This is a genomic window from Kitasatospora kazusensis (assembly GCF_039529945.1).
GTDB classification, from domain to species: Bacteria; Actinomycetota; Actinomycetes; order Streptomycetales; family Streptomycetaceae; genus Kitasatospora; species Kitasatospora kazusensis.
This window is the reverse complement of record NZ_BAAANT010000009.1, coordinates 93,161-110,555: the sequence shown is the minus strand read 5'-3', so window position 1 is coordinate 110,555 and position 17,395 is coordinate 93,161. Positions and strand designations below refer to the sequence as shown.

Sequence of the window (17,395 nt, the reverse complement as noted above, 5' to 3'; positions counted from 1 at the left end):
GCCGCGCCGGCGCTCAGGACGGTCAAGAAAAAGGAGTACCCGTGCCAGATGTCACGGCTCATCACACGATCGCCGAGGGGCCGGTGGAGGAGTGGGACCGGCTGCTCGGCGGTCCTGGGTTCCACCTCTCCCGGGCCTGGCCGGCGTCGGCCGAGGCCAAGCGCGGCGAAACCGCGCGCTACCCGCTCAGCATGGACGGCGAAGGGACCCCGCCGACGCCGAGCTGCCGGCCGGGCTTCTCCCACCTGCCGATCGGTGACACCGCGGACGAAGCGATGGCGGCGGCACGATGATGCTTCGTACCTCGGCCTCCGGACTGAAGTCACGAGGGGCTGAGCCGAGTTCGGTCCGGGCCCGGCCGGTCGTCGCCCAGTGGCGGCAGCCGCTCGGTCCGGTGTTCCTCGCGGCATTGGTGCTCTCGCTGGGCCGCGGGGCCTGGTTCACCTGCTGGGCCACCTTCTTCGTCCGGTACGCCAGTCTCTCGCCGGGCCAGTTCGCGGTCGGGATGACGCTGGCCGGAGTCGTGGGCCTGCTGGCGGGCGGGCCCGTCGGCTATCTCGCGGACCGTCTGGGCCTGCGCGAGACGCTGATGGTGGTCGGGGCGGTGCAGGGCCTGGCCATCTGCTCCTACGCCTTCCTCCACGGATTCGCGGCGATCATCGCGGCCGGCTGTTTCGCGGTGGCGGCGGAGCGGGCCGCGCCCGGTGTCCGGATCGCACTGATCTCCGGTCTGACCAGCGGCGAAGAGCGGCTGAGCAGTCTGGCGACGGCGCGCTCGCTGAACCAGGCCGGCATCGTGGTCGGTGCGCTGATCGGCGCGATCGTGCTCTCCTTCGACAGCCGGGCCGGCTATCTGGCGCTGATCCTGCTGTACGGCGGCGCCTGCTTCGGTTTCAGCCTGCTGCTGCTGCGTGCGCCGCACGTCGCGTCACTGCGGGACCGCGGAATCAAGCAGCGGGCACTCGCCGTGCGGGACGCACCGTTCCTCGCCGTCTGCTTCTTCAACGGGATGCTCGCGCTGAACTGGGGGATGCTGGATGTCGGCGTGCCCCTGTGGATCACCCGGCACACCCACGCTCCGCTGTGGACGACGGGCGTGCTCATCGGTTTCAACGCGGTAGTGGTGGTCCTGTTCCAGAAGCGGGCGGCCGCCAAGGTCAAGGACATCCCGGGCGCCGCCCGGATGGGCCTGTGGTCCGGCGTCGTCCTGGCGCTGTCCTGCGCGGTCTTCGCGTGCAGCTTTCGCGGCACCGGACTCGTGGTCGTGGCGGTGCTGCTCGTGGCCGCCCTGGTGCACGTCGTCGGCGAACTGGCCTTCGTGAGCAGCGGATTCGGCTTGTCCGTCGAACTGGCGCCGGAGGACCGGCACGGCGAGTACCAGGGCATGTTCGGTCTGGCGCAGTCCGGCGCCCTGATGCTGGCGCCCGGGCTGATGAGCGTTCTGCTGGCGGAGCTCGGCGCGGCCGGCTGGTTCGTCCTCATGGCTCTCTTCCTGGTCGGCGGAGTCGGCACACTCGCCGCCGCTCGCTGGGCGATGGCCAGCTCTCCTTTTCCGTCCAGCAAGAGAGGTTGATGTGCCCACCATCGAGTTCTTCGGGTTCGACCCCGAGCGGCGCCAGGGCATGGAGGCGCGGGTGCGTGACCGGCTGACCGCCGAGCCGTTCCGCAAGGACTGCGTGTTCGTCGAGAGCCAGGGCTCGCTCGTCCGGGACTGGGAGGGGAACCTCCAGCCGTTCGTCCGGGTGAGCACCCGCTCCGAGCAGCGGGCGGACCGCTTCAAGGAGGTGCTGGCGGATGTGTGCGACCTGGAGGTGGTGCTGATCGACTTCCAGCCCGTCAGGCCGCCGGTGGGCTGACCGCGGGGCACGGGACGCGGCCTCCTACCGCTCGAACCCACCACAACAACATCAGGGAGTCAGAATCTTGTCGCTGCAGAGCGTTACCGTCCATCGGACGATCACCGACGTGAACGTGGAGAGCTGGGACAGGCTGGTCGCGGAATCGGCGTTCCACCTGTCCTCGGCATGGCTCGCGTCATCCGAGCGGAATCGCGACGGGAAGGTGTTCTACGTCGTGGCGGGGGACGGCACGGCGGGCCCCCAAGGCTCCGCGGTGGGGCACCTGGTGGAAGCCTCGCCCACCAGCAACCGGGACAGCCTGAACCGGCTGAGCCGGATCGACCACATCCTGACCACCGCGCTGAGCGCCGGTTCTCCGGAAGCCCCGGAATCCACCGAAGTCCAGGCGCTGACGGGCCGCATGTTGCCCGGTCTCGCGTGCGGAGGCGTGACGCTGGCGAACTCCATGCTCTCGCTGGCGGACGGCCTCGATCGGTCGGAGCGCCGGGCGACGGCCGAGAGGCTGTTGGACGGGCTGGAGCGGGTGGCCCGGGAGTCCGGCGCACGATCGGTCAACTTCCCCTACGTGGAGGACCGTAACGACGAGCTGCGGGAAGTGCTGCTGGCCCGTGGCTACATCGAGTTCCCGGTGGCCGCGCATTCGGTCCTGAACATGATGTGGGACTCGTTCGACGGTTATCTGGACCATCTCCCGTACGACCGGCGGCGGGCGATCAAGCGCGAGCTCGCCAAGCTGGACGAGGCCGGGGTGGCCTTCCGCGTGGTTCCGCTCGACGACGAACTGGTCGAGCGGCTCTGGCCGATGGGTGCGGCGACGGTGGAGCGACACGCGGGCTCCGCCGCGGCCGACCAGATCCTCGCCCGGCTTCGGATGCTCGCCGGGTGCAGCAGCCAGGTGATCCTCGCGGAGCAGGAGGGGCATCTGCGCGGCTTCGGTGTGGTCGTTCCGTGGAAGAGCCAGCTGTATGCCCGCATGGTCGGCTTCGACTACAGCGTCCCGAGCAACCTTCCGGTCTACTTCGGCATCATGTACGAGCAGATCAAAGTCGCCGCCTCCCAAGGACTCAGGACGATCGAGTACTACACGACCACCGATCGCGCCAAGGCCACCCGCGGCGCGACGAGCATCCCGCAGCACGGCTACGTCAGGGTCTTCGACCCCGTGGACGCCGACCGGCTCACCGCACTCCTGACGGTGTGACGCGGGCCTGCGCGCCGACGCCTTCGGTGCAGCCGCGGGGCCCGGCATGGTGAGGGCCGCGCGGCTGCACCGAAAGGTGCGGGGGTGCGGAGCGGATCAGGAGTCGGACCAGCCCATGAAGTAGATGAGCTCGCCGTGGCCGGTGGGGCCTACGACCGTGTCCGCGTCGACCCGGTAGTGGAGAGTGGTGACCGTCTCGGCGAGGAAGCGCTCGTGGTCCTCGCCGGCCCTCAACGCCCGGACCAGGGACGGGACGTCGTGCTTCAGGTGAACGTCCCGCCAGACGTGGTACTCCTGGCCGTCCCTGACGATTCTCGGGAGATCATCGCTCGGGAACTCCGCGGACCTGCTCTCCTGGTCCGAGGTGTACGCGGGGAGCGTGATGAGGTCATAGCGGAACACCTCGTCGAGGATCTCGGCGGAGTCGGTGCCGAAGTGCGGGCGGATGCACTCGTTCCAGGCCTGGGCGAGGACTCGTTTGGCCGCTGCCTGCCCGAGGAGGTACTCGATCGCGGGGCTGATCACCTCCTGGTCGATGATCGATTTCTCCATGTACTCCCGCAGCGGCGCGGCAGCCGGGTCGTCCGACGCGGAGAACCACTCCATGAGAGCCCACACGGCCTTCGAAAGCGGTAGATCCGTCAACGAGCGGACCGCTGTCCAGGTGTACCTGATGATGGAGGTCTCGACGAGCAGCCTCGACCAGAAGATGAACCGGCGCATCTGGCGGTTCTCGGCCGCGGTCATGGTCTCGTGGGAGAGCACGTACTCGAAGTCGTCGTTGTCGCCCCGGACCGTGACCATCCCCAACTCGTTCTTGTTCTTGGCATAGTCGGTGTTGGGGAGGATGAGGAGCGGGTAGCACGCGATCCGGGTCGAGTAACGCGCGAGTTTGTCGTATCCGGCGAGGAACGACTCGATGGTCTCACCGGGGGCGCCCCAGATGAGCTGGGCGTAGCACTCGAGATTCTCCTTGTAGAGCCACTCGGCGAGGTCCTCCCACTGGTTGACCTTCATGTTCCGCCGGTTCATGTGCTCCAGGGTCGTGTCGTCCAGGGTCTGCAGCGCCAGCGTGAAGGTGGTGTGCAGCCCCTCCTCCTGCATCAGCTTGACGATCTTGTAGAACATCGCGGACTTGTTCTTGGCCCACGAGGTCTCGAGCGCCTTCGGGAAACCGTACTTGTTGCGGACCTCGACGAAGTCCTCGATGAACTCGATGTCGGATTGGAGCATTCCGAAGTTCGCGTCACAGAGGACGATCGTGTGCACCTTGTGCCTGCCGAACACTTCGAGTTCACGGCGCAGACGTTCGCGGGAGAATGACCGGATCCGCTGTCCGATGGCTCCACCCCAGTAGCAGAACGAGCAGGTGTAGGGGCAGCCTCGGTTGGTTTCCATCAGGGCGACGTCGTAACGGAAATCGCCCTGCTCGTTCGTGAGCGGGATCGATCCGGTCAGAAAGGGCGACGGAATGATGTCGAGGTTTTCGATCCGCGGGCGGTCCGGGGTGGTCGCCACCTTCCCGTCGGAATTCACGAAGGATATGCCGAGGATCTGTTCGTCCGTGGTGGCGGGGTGGCGGCCGTCCAAGTTGGCGAGGAGCAGATCCCGGAACGTCAGCTCGCCCTCGCCGTTGACCACGATGTCGACCTCGGGGAACATCGCGAAGACGCGGTCCCCTTGGTAGGCGACGTGCGTGCCGCCGAAGACCACCCAGCCGTCGGGCTTGAGCTGCTTGTAGGTCTCGGCGAGGGATCCGAAGGTGCGGTAGTTCCAGCCGAGGACCGAGAAGGCCAGGACGTCCGGCAGTTCCTCGTTCTTGGCGATCAGCCAGTCGGCGAGGCCTGCCAGGGTGACGCCGCCGTCGAAACTGAAGACCTCGACGTCCATCTCGGAGGCGATCCGGTCGTCATCGAGTGCGTAGGCCTTCATGTAGGCCGCGGCCAGCGGAAGCGAGTCTTTCGCGGTCGCCCAGACGCCCTGCTGGATCAGCCAGGCTCTCTTCTTCTCACTCAACGGATATCGCCCATTTCTCTTGATGGATGACAGACCTCGATGTTGACTCGTCGAGATTACTGTATTGTCATTAATATTGACAAGGTTCTTCGGCTTCGATCCCGGGCGTCGCCTCCCGGGGGCGGGTGGACTCCGCCCAGACGGCGACCCTCGGAGCGAGGGCCCCGAGGACCGCGAGCGCGACGCCCATGACCAGCCATCCGGTGGCGCCCCACTGCAGGCACATCGCGCCGAGGACTGCCGGCGACAGCGCGTAGGCCGCGCCCTGTCCGAGGGTGAACACCCCGGAGTACTGACCCTGCAGGTGCGGGAGGGCCAGGCCGTAGTTGAGCTCCATCGTCCCGGCGACCTGCCAGAGTTCGCCCAGGGTGTAGACGAGCACCCCGCCGGCCACGGCGACCGCGCCCAGCCAGGCGTTCAGCGCCGGCAGGAGTGCGAGTACCGCCATCCCGCCGAGCACCAGGAACCCGGCCGTCCGCATGGCCCGGCCGGCCGCCGGTACGGTGTCGACGCCGCGCCCCACCCGGACCTGCAGCACGACCACGATCAGGGTGTTGAGGGCGACCGCGCCGGAGGCGAGCCAGTGCGGGGTGTGTCCGTGTTGGATGATCCACAGCGGCAGGGCGAAGGTGAGCAGCGCCATGTGCAGGGCCATCATGCCGCTGAGCAGCGACACCACCGCGTAGGGCCGGTCCCGCAGGGCGACCCAGCCGCCGCCCGCCGGGCGGGTCACCTCGACGGTCCGGCGTGGGAGGGAGAGCATGACGACCGCGCAGGCCAGGTACGAGAAGCTGTTCAGCAGCAGGATGCCGAGGTACAGATGGCGGGATCCGCCCTGCACCGCGACGACCGACAGCAGCGCGCCGATCCCGTAGCCGAGGTTGACGACGGATCGCAGGTACGCCCGGAAGGTCACGATGTCGGGCCCGCCGTACTGCCGCACGATCGGCGGCCCGGCCGCCTGGCCGGCCGCCATGGCGAGTCCGGAGCAGAACGCGACCGCCAGGAACTGCCAGAACGTCCGGACCATCGTGAAGGCGACCATGGCCGTCGCGGCCACGCCCATCGCCGCGACATAGACCCGCCGAGCGCCGAGCCGGTCGGCCAGGTAGCCCATGGGGGCAGCCGCCAGCAGGCCCAGCAGCGCGCCTCCGCTGAGGCCGGCCGCCACCTGGGTGATCGACAGGCCCACGATTCGGGTGAAGTACAAGGCGCTGGTCACACTGTAGAGACCGGAGCCGATACTGTTGACCAGGTTCGCCGCGGCGACCCTGCGCTGGTGCCCGGCGACGGGCAGGAGCCGGTTCAGGAATCCCGGCCGGCCCGGATCCGGGGTGGTGGTGGACTGCCCGGTGGTGGTCATCGTCCGCCTCACCGCCCCGCGCTGTAGGCCGGGACGGCGTCGTCACGCCGGGACTGCTGCCAGAGCCGCAGCTCGCGCGCAGTGCCGTGGGTGGGGGCGATGACCAGCCGATCGGCGAACCAGTCGCGCAGCTCCTCGGTCCTGGTGGCGAACTCGTCCTCGCCATCGGTGAGGAGGAGCAGGGCGCCGAACTTCTGACTCGTCGTCCCGTAAGCCTCGGGGAACTCCGTTCCGAAGGGCTGGTCGACCGAGACGTACTCCACGTTGGCCTGGGCCAGCACCTCGGCGACCGAAGGGCTGTCGACCAGCGTCCCCGGCCGGGTGGACACGTACGAGCAGCCCACGACGCCCGGCCGGACCACGGGTGTGATCCGCGTGTCGCGGCCCAGTGCGCACAGCAGCGCGGCCTCGCCGAGATCCACGCCGAACTTGCAGTCCACCTCCTCATGCGTCAGACCGCCGCCGCGCCGTGCCGCGCACTCGCTGAACGTCACCTCGCCGGTCTCCGGGTCGTGGAAGAGCTCCAGGTGGAAGACTCCGTCGCGGAGGCCGAGCGCGGAGATCGCGGACTGCACCAGCGGCCCGGCCAGCTCGTACGCCCACGCCTCAGTGCCAGGGTCGAACAGCCACATCGAGAGCGGCAGTCGCCGGTCCACCACGTCGAGGCAGGGCACCAGGTAGCGGCCGACCGCCGTGAACACCACCCGGCCGTCGACGACGACCCCGTCCACCACCCATTCGTCGCCGGGGACGAACTCCTCCAGCACGAAGGTCCGGCCGTGGATCCGCTGCGCGCGGTACTCCTCGCTGCGGTTCCGCAGATCGGCCGCTCCGCCGATCAGGGAGGTCCGGGCGGTGCCGGCACCGGCCACGGGCTTGAGGACCGCCCGCTCGAAGCGCATGGCCTCGGCGTCCACCTCGTAGATGTCCTCGATCACGGTCGACCGGGCCGTTCGTACGCCGGCCGCCCGGACGCGCTCCTTCTGCAGGTACTTGTCACGGAAGTGCAGGGCGACGGTGGGATCGATGCCTCGGCAGCCCAGCAACCGGGCCAGGGCTCCGGCGGTCACCAGCGACCACTCGTCGTTGGTGAGCACCGCGTCGAACGCCCGGTTGCCGAGGCCCGCCCGGTGCAGGGCGGCGAGCACGGCCTCCAGGTCGTTCTGGTCGTCGACCCTGAGGACCGTCATCGAACCCGGCAGGTCCAGCAGGCCGCGTTCCCAGGAGAGCGAGCCGCAGACCAGGACGGCGTCGACGTCATGTCGCTCGCAGGCCCGGAGCAGGTAGCGATCGGTCCCGAGGATCAGGACCGTGGGCTTGGGGTCGAACCCCATGGTTTCCTCCCATGCGAATGGTTTTCGATTCAGGGGCAAGGTGCGCCGGCGATCGCCAGCAGCAGACCGCCCTCGGTCACCGCGGGACTGGTCGTCAGAAAGGCCACGACGCCGCTCTCGTCGGCGTGGACGGCCTCCAGCTCCTCGCCGAACGGATCGGTCACCCGGCCGAGCAGCGCGCCGCGGGAGACCTCCGCGCCGGGGGCGATCTCGGGCTGCCACCAGCCTTCGACCCCGGTGCGCAGCCAGTCGAAACGGGTCAGATGGCGCAGGCCCGGCGGGTCCGGCCAGGCCGTGCCGGTGTCGGTGATGCCGAGGTGGTCGGCGGTCCGCCGAAGGCCTGTCAGGTGGAGCTCGACGGCCTCCGGTGTGACCAGTCCGCATCCGCCGGCCTCGGCGATGATCGCCGGAATGCCCGCCTGCGCGGCGGCGGCGCTGGTCGATCCGGCCACCGCGGCGCCGGCGGCCGGCTGGCGGATCACGAGCGGAAGTCCGTAGCCGGTCGCCAGTTGGGCGGCCCGGTCGGCGACGGCCGACTCGTCGTACAGGGTGTAGGGCTCCAGCGCCTCGGCCTGGTCGCCGGCGTGCAGGTCGATCAGCGCGTCGCTGCCCAGGACGAAGCGGCGGAACAGGAAGTCCGCAAGCCGGTCGGAGTAGCTTCCCCCGGCGTCGCCCGGGAAGCAACGGTTGAGGTTCTTCCCGTCGACCGGGGTCACAAACGGCGTGCGCTCCCGGAACGCGGCAGGGTTCGCCATCAGGACGGCCCGCACCGTTCCGCGCAGCCGGTCGGGGTCCAGCCCTCGCATGAAGGTCCGCAGGGCCGCCATGGGTGCGTACTCGCAGCCGTGCACACCGGCCAGCAGGGTCAGCACCGGCCCCGGCCGGGCGCCCCGCGCCTCGGCCACGGGGATGTCCGCGGTGGCTCCGCCGCCGCCGTCGAACCGGATCAGTCTCTTGTCGAGCATCGCGTTCTCCGTCCATGGCCGTGTGGGCGTTGACTAAGTATGACTGATAACCGTTACATTGAAGTCATGCGATTGAGTCAAGGTTTCGAGGTCCGGCGAACGGAGTCGGATCCTGCGCCCTTCGGGGACCGGCAGCCGGAGTCCTGCGAAGAGTTGACGGAGCACTTGACCCGGATCAGACGACGGCTGCTGGACGCGTCCGACGCGCCGGACGCCGAGTCGGCCATGGGCGAGCTCTGGCGGCTGTGCGTGTCCGTACGGGACTCGGAGCTGGTGGACGCCCTGGAGCGGTCGCCCGGCTATCGCGCGCTCCGGGCGTTCTTCTCGGTGCGCTGGGCCGCGCACGTGCGCCAGGCGGAGTTCCGCTGCAGCCTCTCGCTACCGGTGAGCGAGCCGGCCGCCGACGCGCCCCGGCGGCTCCCCCGGTCCGTCCTCGCCGAGGAGGGTTACCGGGGCGTTGCCGACGAGCTCTCCCTGCTCGGCCCGCACCGCGTCCGCGACGCCGCCGTGATCGGCTGCGGTCCGTTCCCCGAGAGCCTGGTCGGACTGCAGACCTGCGGCCTGGTCACCGGCGTGGTCACGGGCGTGGACCGCGATGTCGCCGCCGCACGGCTGGCCGAGCAGGTCGCCCGGCGGTACGGCCCCCGGCCGGCCGGCCTGCGGACCGTCGCCACCGACGGCGGGTCCTTCGACTTCGGCCGGAGCGAGCTGGTGCTCCTGGTCAACGGCCTGGCCCACAAGGCCGAACTGCTGGAGCGGATACGGCAGACCGCCCCGCCCGGCGTCCTGGTCCTGCTGCGCAACCCCAGGCTGCTCGGCCGGCTGCTCTACGAGAGCGCGCACCCCACCACGGCCGACGGCTGGCGCGTGATCGCCCAGGTCGACCCCACCCTCCTCAGCCGAACCCTGCTTCTGGAGCGGACCGAACACTGATGGTCATTCATGTGGTCGACCTCTTCCGCCGACAGGCCCAGCTGACCCCGGACGCGACCGCCGTCCAGGACGGCAAGGACGGCCTCACCTACCGGGAACTACTGGCCGCCGTCGAGGAACTCGCCGGCCGGCTCGCCGAACGCGGCCTCGAGGGCACGATCGTCGGCATCCGCCTGGAGCGCTCGTCTGCGCTCGTGGCCGCTGTCATCGGCACGCTCGCGGCGGGCTGCGCCTACCTCCCGCTCGACACCTCGTACCCGGCCGACCGCCTGTCGTTCATGCTCGACGACGCCAGGGCCTCCGCCGTGATCAGCGGGCCGTCGCTCGCCATCGAGATGCTGCCCGCCATGGACCGTCCGGCGAGTCCGCCCGGTTCCGGACCGGCCTACGTGCTGTACACCTCCGGCTCCACCGGGCGCCCCAAGGGCGTCGCCATGGGCCACCCGCCGCTGTCCCGGCTGATCGCCTGGCACCTGGACCACGACGAACCCCAGACCGGGCTCAGGACCGCCCAGTTCGCCCCGATCAGCTTCGACGTCTCCTTCCAGGAGATCTTCTCCACCCTCTGCGCGGGCGGCACCCTCGTCCTGCTGGACGAGCAGGTCCGACGCGACCCGTCGGCCCTGCTGCACGTCCTCGCCGAGCAGCGGGTCACCCGGCTCTTCCTGCCCACCGTGGCCCTTCATCAGCTGGCCGACGCGGCGCGGAACCATGAGGGCCGCCTGTGGCTGCGCGACGTGATCTGCGCCGGTGAGCAGCTGCGCCTCAGCCCGGCCGTCACCGACTGGATGCGCCGGCTCGACGGCTGCCGGCTGCACAACCACTACGGCCCCACCGAGACCCATGTGGTCACCACCCACACCCTGGCCGGTGATCCCGGCGACTGGCCCGACCTGCCGCCCATCGGCAGGCCGCTGGCGCACGTCACCGCGCTCCTGCTCGACCCGGACGGCGAAGCGGTGGAGGACGGCGAACCCGGCGAGCTCCATCTGGGCGGCGCCTGCCTCGCCGACGGCTACCTCGGCAGGCCGGAGCTGACCGCCGAACGCTTCGCCCTGGACCCGAACGGCGGTGGACGCCTCTACCGCACCGGCGATCTCGCCCGGCGGCTCCAGGACGGAAACTTGGAGTACCTGGGTCGCTCCGACCAGCAGGTCAAGATCCGCGGCTACCGGGTCGAGCCCGGGGAGGTCGAGGCCGTGCTCGCCCGCCACCGCGGCGTCGCGGAGTGCCGCGTCGCCACGGCGCCCGACATGGCGGGCCGCCCGCAGCTGGTCGCCTACGTCGTCCCGGTGGAGGGCGCGGCGGAGCGCTCGCTCCCGCTGCCGGCCACGATCCGGTTCCCACCCGCCTGGCACCGGCACCTGAGCGAGCGGCTCCCCGAGTTCATGGTCCCGGCCGGCTACGTGGTCCTCGACCGGCTGCCACTGACCCCCAGCGGCAAGGTCGACCGCGCCGCGTTGCCGGCCCCGTCCACCGCGCGCCCCCCGCTCGCCACCGGCTATGCCGCCCCCGTCTCGCCGCTGGAGCAACTCCTCGCGGGGATTTGGGGCGACTGCCTGCAGCTCGACACCGTCGGCCTGGACGACGGCCTCTTCGAGCTCGGGGGCAACTCCCTGCTCGTCGTGCAGATCCACACGCGGATCTGCCAGAGCACCGGCCTGCGCTTCCCGTCGGCCGTCCTGTTCGAGAACCCCACCGTCCGCACGCTCGCCGAACGCCTCCAGTACGGCTCGCGCGAGAGCGGCCGACCGGAGCGGCGCAGCCGCCGCAGCGCCACGGACCGACGCCGCCGAGGCACCGGCCCGGAGACCCGGAAGGAGAGCACCGAATGAACCTGGCACCGCCGCCGGCCCCGGCCGGCTCGGCCGACTCCACAGCGGCCGTCCGCTCCGAGGACATCGCCATCATCGGCCTCGCCTGCCGCTTCCCGGGGGCCACGACCCCGGGGCAGTTCTGGCGGAACCTGGCCGCCGGAGTCGAGTCGGTCACCGTCGGGCCCACGCCCGACGGCGCCCACCGGATCCGCGCCGCCGCGGTACTCGAGGGCATCGAGGACTTCGACGCCTCGTTCTTCGGGTTCAGCCCCCGCGAGGCCGAACTGCTCGACCCGCAGCACCGGGTGTTCCTGGAGTGCGCCTGGGAGGCGATCGAGGACGCCGGCTACCACCCGCGAGGCCTCACCGAGGCCGTCGGTGTCTACGGAGGCACCGGCCTGAGCACCTATCTGATCAACCACGTCCACCCGAGCACCGGTGGGCGGACCGACCGCACCTTCCTCGACTCGATGGCCGACCTCCAGCTCGCGGTCGGTACCGACCGCGACTACCTGGCCAGTCGTGTCTCCTACAAGCTCGACTTCACCGGCCCGGCCGTGGCCGTCCAGGCGGCCTGCGCGACCTCCCTCTACGCTGTCCACCTGGCCTGCCAGGCGATCCTCAACGGCGAGTGCGATCTGGCGCTCGCCGGCGCTGCGAGCATCCCCGTGCCGCAGCTCGAGTCGTACAGCTTCGAACCGGGCATGGTCTTCTCGCCGGACGGCCACTGCCGGCCCTTCGACGCCCGCGCCGAGGGAACCGTCTTCGGGAGCGGCGCCGGCGTCGTCCTGCTCAAGCCGCTCCAGGACGCGCTGCGTGAGGGCGACAGCGTCTACGCGGTCATCAAGGGCACCGCGATCAACAACGACGGTGGCCGGAAGGTCGGTTTCACCGCGCCCACCGCGAGGGGCCAGGCGGCCGTGATCGCCCAGGCACTGGAGGCCGCCGAGGTGGAGCCCGCCACGGTGGGTTACGTCGAGGCCCACGGCACGGCCACCACCCTCGGTGACCCGATCGAGATCGCCGGGCTGACCGAGGCGTTCGGCACCGCCGCCGCCGGACACCGCTGCGCCGTCGGCTCGGTGAAGTCCAACATCGGACACCTCGGCTGGGCCGGCGGCATCGCCGGCCTGATCAAGACCGCGCTCGCCCTGCACCACCGGCAGATCCCGCCGAGTCTGAACTTCGAACACCCCAACCCGCGTATCGACTTCGCGGCCGGCCCGTTCCACGTCAACACCGGGCTGGTGGACTGGCCGCACGCCCCGGGCACCCCGCGCCGGGGCGGGGTGAGCGCGTTCGGCCTCGGCGGCGCCAACGCCCACGTGGTGCTGGAGGAGGCACCCGCCGAGGCACCCGCCGGCCCGGGCCGGACCCGAGAGGCCCAGGTCGTCCCGCTGAGTGCCCGCAGCCCCGAGGCCCTGGCCGAACTGGCCGCCCGGTACGCCGAGCGGCTCGCGGCGACGCCCGAGGAGGAGTTCGCCGACCTCGCCGCGACCGCGGCCGTCGGCCGGCGCCACCACGCCTACCGCGCCGCCGTGGTCGCCGCCACGCCGCGGCAGGCGGCCGAGGAGCTGGCCGAACTCGCCGCCGGGACCGACGAGCACCCCTCCGCCGGGGGCGGCGCCGACCCCCTGGTCGCCGCGCTGTTCAGCGGCCAGGGCGGTGAGTACCTCGGTATGGGGCGCACCCTCTACCGCACCGAGCCGGTCTTCCGCGACGGACTCGACGAATGCGACGCGGTGCTGAGCGAGTACCTGGGTGCTCCCATCCGCGATGTCCTTTACAGCACCGACGGTACCGACGGGATCGCCCGGATCGAGCACGCCCAGCCGCTGCTGTTCGCGGTGCAGACGGCACTGCTCAGGCTCTGGCGGTCGTGGGGGGTGGAGCCCACGGTGGCGATGGGCCACAGCCTGGGCGAGTACGCGGCCGCCTGGGCCTGCGGGGTCTTCTCGCTGGAGGACGGCCTCCGCCTGGTGGCCGAGCGCGGCCGGCTGCTGCAGACACTGGCCCCGGGTGGCGCCATGGCCTCCGTCCGGGCGGACGAACCGACTGTCCGTCAACTCGTGGGCGGCATACCGGACCTCGCGGTCGCCGCCGTCAACGGGCCTGCCAGTACGGTCGTCTCGGGCCGCGCCGGTGCGGTGCGGCGCGCGGGCGAGCTGCTCCACGAGGCCGGACTCCAGGTGAAGGAGCTCCGGATCCCCCGGGCCGGTCACTGCGCGCTGATGGATCCCATCCTCGACGAGTTCGAGAGCGTGGTCCGCCGGATCGAACTGCGTCGGCCCGACCGCCGGCTCATCTCCAACCTCACCGGTGCGGAGGTCACCGATGAAGTGACCGATCCCCGCTACTGGCGCCGCCACCTCCGTGAGCCGGTCCGCTTCTGGGACGGTCTGCGGACCCTCGCCGCCATCGGCCCGGCCGTCGCCATCGAACTGGGCGCGGCACCTGTCCTCACCGGCATCGCGGAGGAAGCACTCCCCGACCGGCCGATCCGCTGGGTGCCCGGCCTGCGTCCCGGCCAGGACGACCGCGAGCAGCTGCTCGGCGGGCTGGCCGCCGCCTACGCCGCCGGCGTCGACGTCGACTGGACGGCGGTCTACCCGGGGCCCTTCCGCCGCCGCCGTCTGCCGACCTACCCGTTCCAGCGGACCCGGCACTGGATCGAGGCGCCTGACCGGCCGGCCGCCCCCGCCTCACCCGAGACCGCCGGCCGGGACTGGCTGTACGGCGTCGAGTGGGTCGCCGGCGACGCCGAGCCGGCCGCCGGCACCACCGGCACCTGGCTGATCTGCGGCGGAGACCCGGCGGCGGAGATTGCGGAGCACCTTGCCGCGCTGGGCGGCAACGCCGTCGTGGCAGCGCCCGCGGCCGGTTTCCGGCGGATCGCCGACGACCGCTTCTCGCTCGACTTCGGCGCGCCCGACCAGGTGCGCCGGCTACTCGCGGAGCTGCCGGAGCGGCCTGCCGGCGTACTGAGCCTGCTCGCCCTCCGCCCGCCGGACCCTGGTCCGGACGGGAGCTTTGTGACGGCCGGGGCCCGGTCCGCCGGCGAGGGGACCCTGCACCTGGTCCAGGCCCTGACGGGTCACTACCCGAGCCCCCCGCGGATGTGGCTCGCGACCAGGGGGGCCCAGCTGGGCGGCCGCCCGAACGACGCGACCACCGTTCATCAGGCCGCTCTCTGGGGCCTGGCCCGGGTCGCCGTCATCGAACACCCCAACCTGCGCTGCACCGCTGTCGATCTGGAGCCCGGAACCGAGCCCGTGGCCGAGGCCCGCGCGCTGGTCCGCGAACTGCTGACCGACGACGCGGAGACCGAGGTCGCCCTCGGCCGGGCGGGGCGGCTGGTCCCCCGACTGCTCCCGAGGCCCGAGGCCGGTGCCGAGCCCGTCACCCGGATCAGCCCCGAGGGCAGCTACCTCGTCACCGGCGGTCTGCGCGGTCTGGGTCTGCTCGCCGCCGAGCGGCTGGCCGCCGCCGGCGTGGGCCGGCTGGTCCTGCTCGGCCGCAGCGCCCCCGACGCCGCCGCGACAAGCCTGATCGAACGCCTCCGGGAGCGCGGTACCGAGGTGGTGACGGTCCGCGCCGACATCGCCGATTCGGCCGCAGCGCGCAAGGCCGTGGCGGTGGCCGACCTCCCCGACCGGCCGCTGCGCGGCATCGTCCACGCCGCGGGCATCCTGGACGACGGCGCCCTCGAAGGCCTGGACTGGAGCCGCTTCGAACGCGTCCTTGGGCCGAAGGCCCAGGGCGCCTGGAACCTGCACACCTCGACCGTCGAACGCGGCGCCCGGCTCGACCTGTTCGTCCTGTTCTCCTCGACCACCGGCCTGATCGGCAACGGCGGCCAGGCCAACCACGCGGCGGCCAACGCCTGCCTGGACGCCCTGGCCCGTCACCGCAGGCGGCTCGGCCTCCCTGCGCTCTCCGTCAACTGGGGCGCCTGGTCGGACGCCGGCTACCTCGCCGAGCACCCCGGCATCCTGGCCCGGCTGGCCCGGATGGGTCTCGGCACGATCGACCGGCACACCGGCGGGCTGCTGTTCGACCGGCTGGTCCGCTCCGCCGAGACCCAGACGGCCGTGGCGCCGGTGGATTGGCCGGAGTTCCTGGACCGGCACCAACTCCAGGACGCCGCAAGGTTCTCCCGGCTCGTCGCCCCACGGATCGCCGACCGTACGCGGGACGATCTGGCCTCCCGGCTCCGCCGTGCGACGGAGTCCGAGCGCGGCGAGCTGATCGAGCAGGAGGTCCGCCGCCAGCTGCGCCGAATCCTCGGTCTGCGCGGCGACGGACCGGGCGGGCTCGACCCCGAACGGCCGCTGGTCGACCACGGCATGGATTCGCTGTCCGCAGTGCAGCTCAGTAACGCGCTGCAGCGCGGGCTCGGCCTGAGCCTGCCGCCGGACCTCGCCTTCCGCCACCGGACCGCCGCGGCCCTGACCGCCCATCTGTCGGGCCTCTCCTACGACGCCCCCGCGCCGGAGGGCGGGCGGCCGAGCGCGCCCGCGCTCCCCGCCCCGGCACCGGGAGCGGACGGCACGCCCCGGGCGATCTCGCTGCAGCAGCACCGGTGGCTGCGGCTGCTGTCCATCGACTACGGACGGCTGACAGTGCCGATCCACGTCGGCGCCCCACTCGACCGGAAGGCCTTCCAGGAGGCCCTGCGCGCGGTGGTCGAACGCCACGAGGTGCTCCGCTGGCGCTTCGAGGGCGGCAAGGCCGTCCCCGTGGACGCGGCGGCCGCCGTACCCGGTGCCGAGGAGCTGTTCGTGGACCTCACCGCGCTCGACCCCGAGGAGCTCGCCACGGCGATCACCGCCCATGGCGACCGCGTCCGGACCACCATGCCCGACCCGGCGGAGCGAGTGCCCTGGACCCTGACGGTTCTGGCCCTGCCCGGTGGTACCTTCCTGGTCCTCCTGGGGCTCCAGCACCTCGAGTTCGACGGCGTCTCGGTCTCCGTCTTCACCGACGACCTGCGGACCGCCTACCGCGCCCGGCTGCAGGGCGCCACTCCCTTCAGCCAACCAGCGCCGCAGTACAGCGAGTTCATCGAATGGCAGGCCAACTACCTGAACGGAGCGGCCCGCGAGGACCGGGCGTTCTTCACTGGGCTCTACACCGACAGCAACGGCCCGACCGTGCTGCCCGACCGGCACGGATCGCGGCCCGGGCCGGACGTTCTGGCTACCACCGGTGGCCTCCTCGCCAAACGGTGGACCCCGCCGGCGGACCGGGCGCTGTGGCTGGATCTCGTGGCCACCGCGGGGCGAACCGGGGTCTCGCCGTTCTCGCTGCTCGCCGCCGTCTACTGCCGCCTGATCGCGCGGATCACCGGCGACGAGTCCGTCACCATCGGCACGATCGTCACGGGACGGCCCGAGGAGGCGTTCGCCCGTACCCTCGGCCCGTTCGTCGCGCCGTTCCCGGTGTCCGTGCAGACGGGCGGCCGGCCGCTGGCCGCCGTCGCGCGCCAGTGGGGGCGGACCGTCGCGGCCGTCAACAGCCGCTGTGCGTACCCGCCGGCCGATCTGGTCAAGCACGTGCCGCCGTTCACCGGGCTTCCGGAGGATACGTACTTCACCGACCCGTTCATCATGTTCAACAACTACCAGCGCGAAGAGGCCGACACCGAGGTGCCGTTCGAGGTCCTCGAGTGCCTCGCGCCGCTCAGCACACCGCAGTTCGCCGGTCTGGACGCCGACATGCTCATGGAGATCGCCGGCCTGTTCCTGATCATCGACATCTGGCAGGACGAGCCCCGGTTCAACTTCTGGTACCACCACGAGCGCTTCGCACCCGAGCAGGTCGCGGCCTGGGCGGACGGATATCTCGCCGAACTCCGCGCCGCATTGGACGAACTGTGAGCCCCGCGCCCTCCTTGAGACAAGGATT

At 71.3% G+C, this 17,395-nt stretch carries 11 protein-coding genes; 7 read left to right on the top strand and 4 right to left on the bottom strand.

Annotated features, from left to right (window positions below; translation table 11 throughout):
• Positions 1-41 precede the first annotated feature (41 nt).
• The 4 genes from ABD330_RS10530 (at position 42) to ABD330_RS10515 (ending at position 3,060) form a co-directional block, all read left to right on the top strand.
• Positions 42-293, top strand: coding sequence for a hypothetical protein (locus ABD330_RS10530; RefSeq protein ID WP_344463300.1), 252 nt, complete (start codon positions 42-44; stop codon positions 291-293).
• Complete coding sequence (locus tag ABD330_RS10525) at positions 290-1,573, top strand: MFS transporter (RefSeq protein ID WP_344463298.1); 1,284 nt, start codon at positions 290-292, stop codon at positions 1,571-1,573. Before ABD330_RS10530 ends, ABD330_RS10525 begins: the two co-directional genes overlap by 4 nt.
• A 1-nt stretch (position 1,574) precedes the next feature.
• Positions 1,575-1,856 (top strand): hypothetical protein, encoded by a 282-nt coding sequence (locus ABD330_RS10520; RefSeq protein WP_344463296.1) that lies wholly within the window; start codon positions 1,575-1,577, stop codon positions 1,854-1,856.
• 67 nt (positions 1,857-1,923) lie between these two features.
• Positions 1,924-3,060 carry a GNAT family N-acetyltransferase gene (locus ABD330_RS10515; protein WP_344463294.1) on the top strand — a complete coding sequence of 379 codons (1,137 nt, stop codon included), beginning with the start codon at positions 1,924-1,926 and terminating at the stop codon, positions 3,058-3,060.
• A 96-nt stretch (positions 3,061-3,156) separates the two neighbouring features.
• On the opposite strand, the gene ABD330_RS10510 is transcribed toward ABD330_RS10515, so the two are convergent.
• The 4 genes from ABD330_RS10510 to ABD330_RS10495 form a co-directional block, all read right to left on the bottom strand.
• A complete protein-coding gene (locus ABD330_RS10510; protein ID WP_344463292.1) occupies positions 3,157-5,076 on the bottom strand; it encodes a KedN5 family methylcobalamin-dependent radical SAM C-methyltransferase in 1,920 nt (639 codons plus the stop codon).
• A 70-nt stretch (positions 5,077-5,146) separates the two neighbouring features.
• A complete protein-coding gene (locus ABD330_RS10505) occupies positions 5,147-6,439 on the bottom strand; it encodes an MFS transporter (RefSeq protein ID WP_344463290.1) in 1,293 nt (430 codons plus the stop codon).
• Between the two features lie 8 nt (positions 6,440-6,447).
• Positions 6,448-7,773 (bottom strand): ATP-grasp domain-containing protein, encoded by a 1,326-nt coding sequence (locus ABD330_RS10500; protein ID WP_344463288.1) that lies wholly within the window; start codon positions 7,771-7,773, stop codon positions 6,448-6,450.
• A gap of 29 nt (positions 7,774-7,802) precedes the next feature.
• The gene (locus tag ABD330_RS10495; RefSeq protein ID WP_344463286.1) at positions 7,803-8,738 is read right to left on the bottom strand and encodes a succinylglutamate desuccinylase/aspartoacylase family protein; all 936 of its coding nucleotides are present in this window, start codon (positions 8,736-8,738) and stop codon (positions 7,803-7,805) included.
• A gap of 153 nt (positions 8,739-8,891) precedes the next feature.
• Here ABD330_RS10495 and ABD330_RS10490 point away from each other — a divergent pair, with 153 nt between their 5' ends.
• From ABD330_RS10490 to ABD330_RS10480, 3 genes are read left to right on the top strand one after another with little or no spacing between them, the layout of a single operon-like run.
• Complete coding sequence (locus ABD330_RS10490) at positions 8,892-9,671, top strand: class I SAM-dependent methyltransferase (protein ID WP_344463284.1); 780 nt, start codon at positions 8,892-8,894, stop codon at positions 9,669-9,671.
• Positions 9,671-11,506, top strand: a complete 1,836-nt coding sequence (locus ABD330_RS10485) for a non-ribosomal peptide synthetase (RefSeq protein WP_344463282.1) — start codon at positions 9,671-9,673, stop codon at positions 11,504-11,506. The genes ABD330_RS10490 and ABD330_RS10485 overlap by 1 nt, the downstream gene beginning before the upstream one ends.
• Positions 11,503-17,367, top strand: a complete 5,865-nt coding sequence (locus ABD330_RS10480) for an SDR family NAD(P)-dependent oxidoreductase (RefSeq protein ID WP_344463280.1) — start codon at positions 11,503-11,505, stop codon at positions 17,365-17,367. The genes ABD330_RS10485 and ABD330_RS10480 overlap by 4 nt, the downstream gene beginning before the upstream one ends.
• The last annotated feature ends 28 nt before the right edge of the window (positions 17,368-17,395 follow it).

What these genes read in the sequence shown, in the direction of transcription:
- ABD330_RS10485 (WP_344463282.1), top strand. Translation starts at nt 9,671, where the DNA reads ATGGTCATTCATGTGGTCGACCTCTTCCGCCGACAGGCCCAGCTGACC.
- ABD330_RS10500 (WP_344463288.1), bottom strand. Translation starts at nt 7,773, where the DNA reads ATGGGGTTCGACCCCAAGCCCACGGTCCTGATCCTCGGGACCGATCGC.
- ABD330_RS10525 (WP_344463298.1), top strand. Translation starts at nt 290, where the DNA reads ATGATGCTTCGTACCTCGGCCTCCGGACTGAAGTCACGAGGGGCTGAG.
- ABD330_RS10495 (WP_344463286.1), bottom strand. Translation starts at nt 8,738, where the DNA reads ATGCTCGACAAGAGACTGATCCGGTTCGACGGCGGCGGCGGAGCCACC.
- ABD330_RS10505 (WP_344463290.1), bottom strand. Translation starts at nt 6,439, where the DNA reads ATGACCACCACCGGGCAGTCCACCACCACCCCGGATCCGGGCCGGCCG.
- ABD330_RS10480 (WP_344463280.1), top strand. Translation starts at nt 11,503, where the DNA reads ATGAACCTGGCACCGCCGCCGGCCCCGGCCGGCTCGGCCGACTCCACA.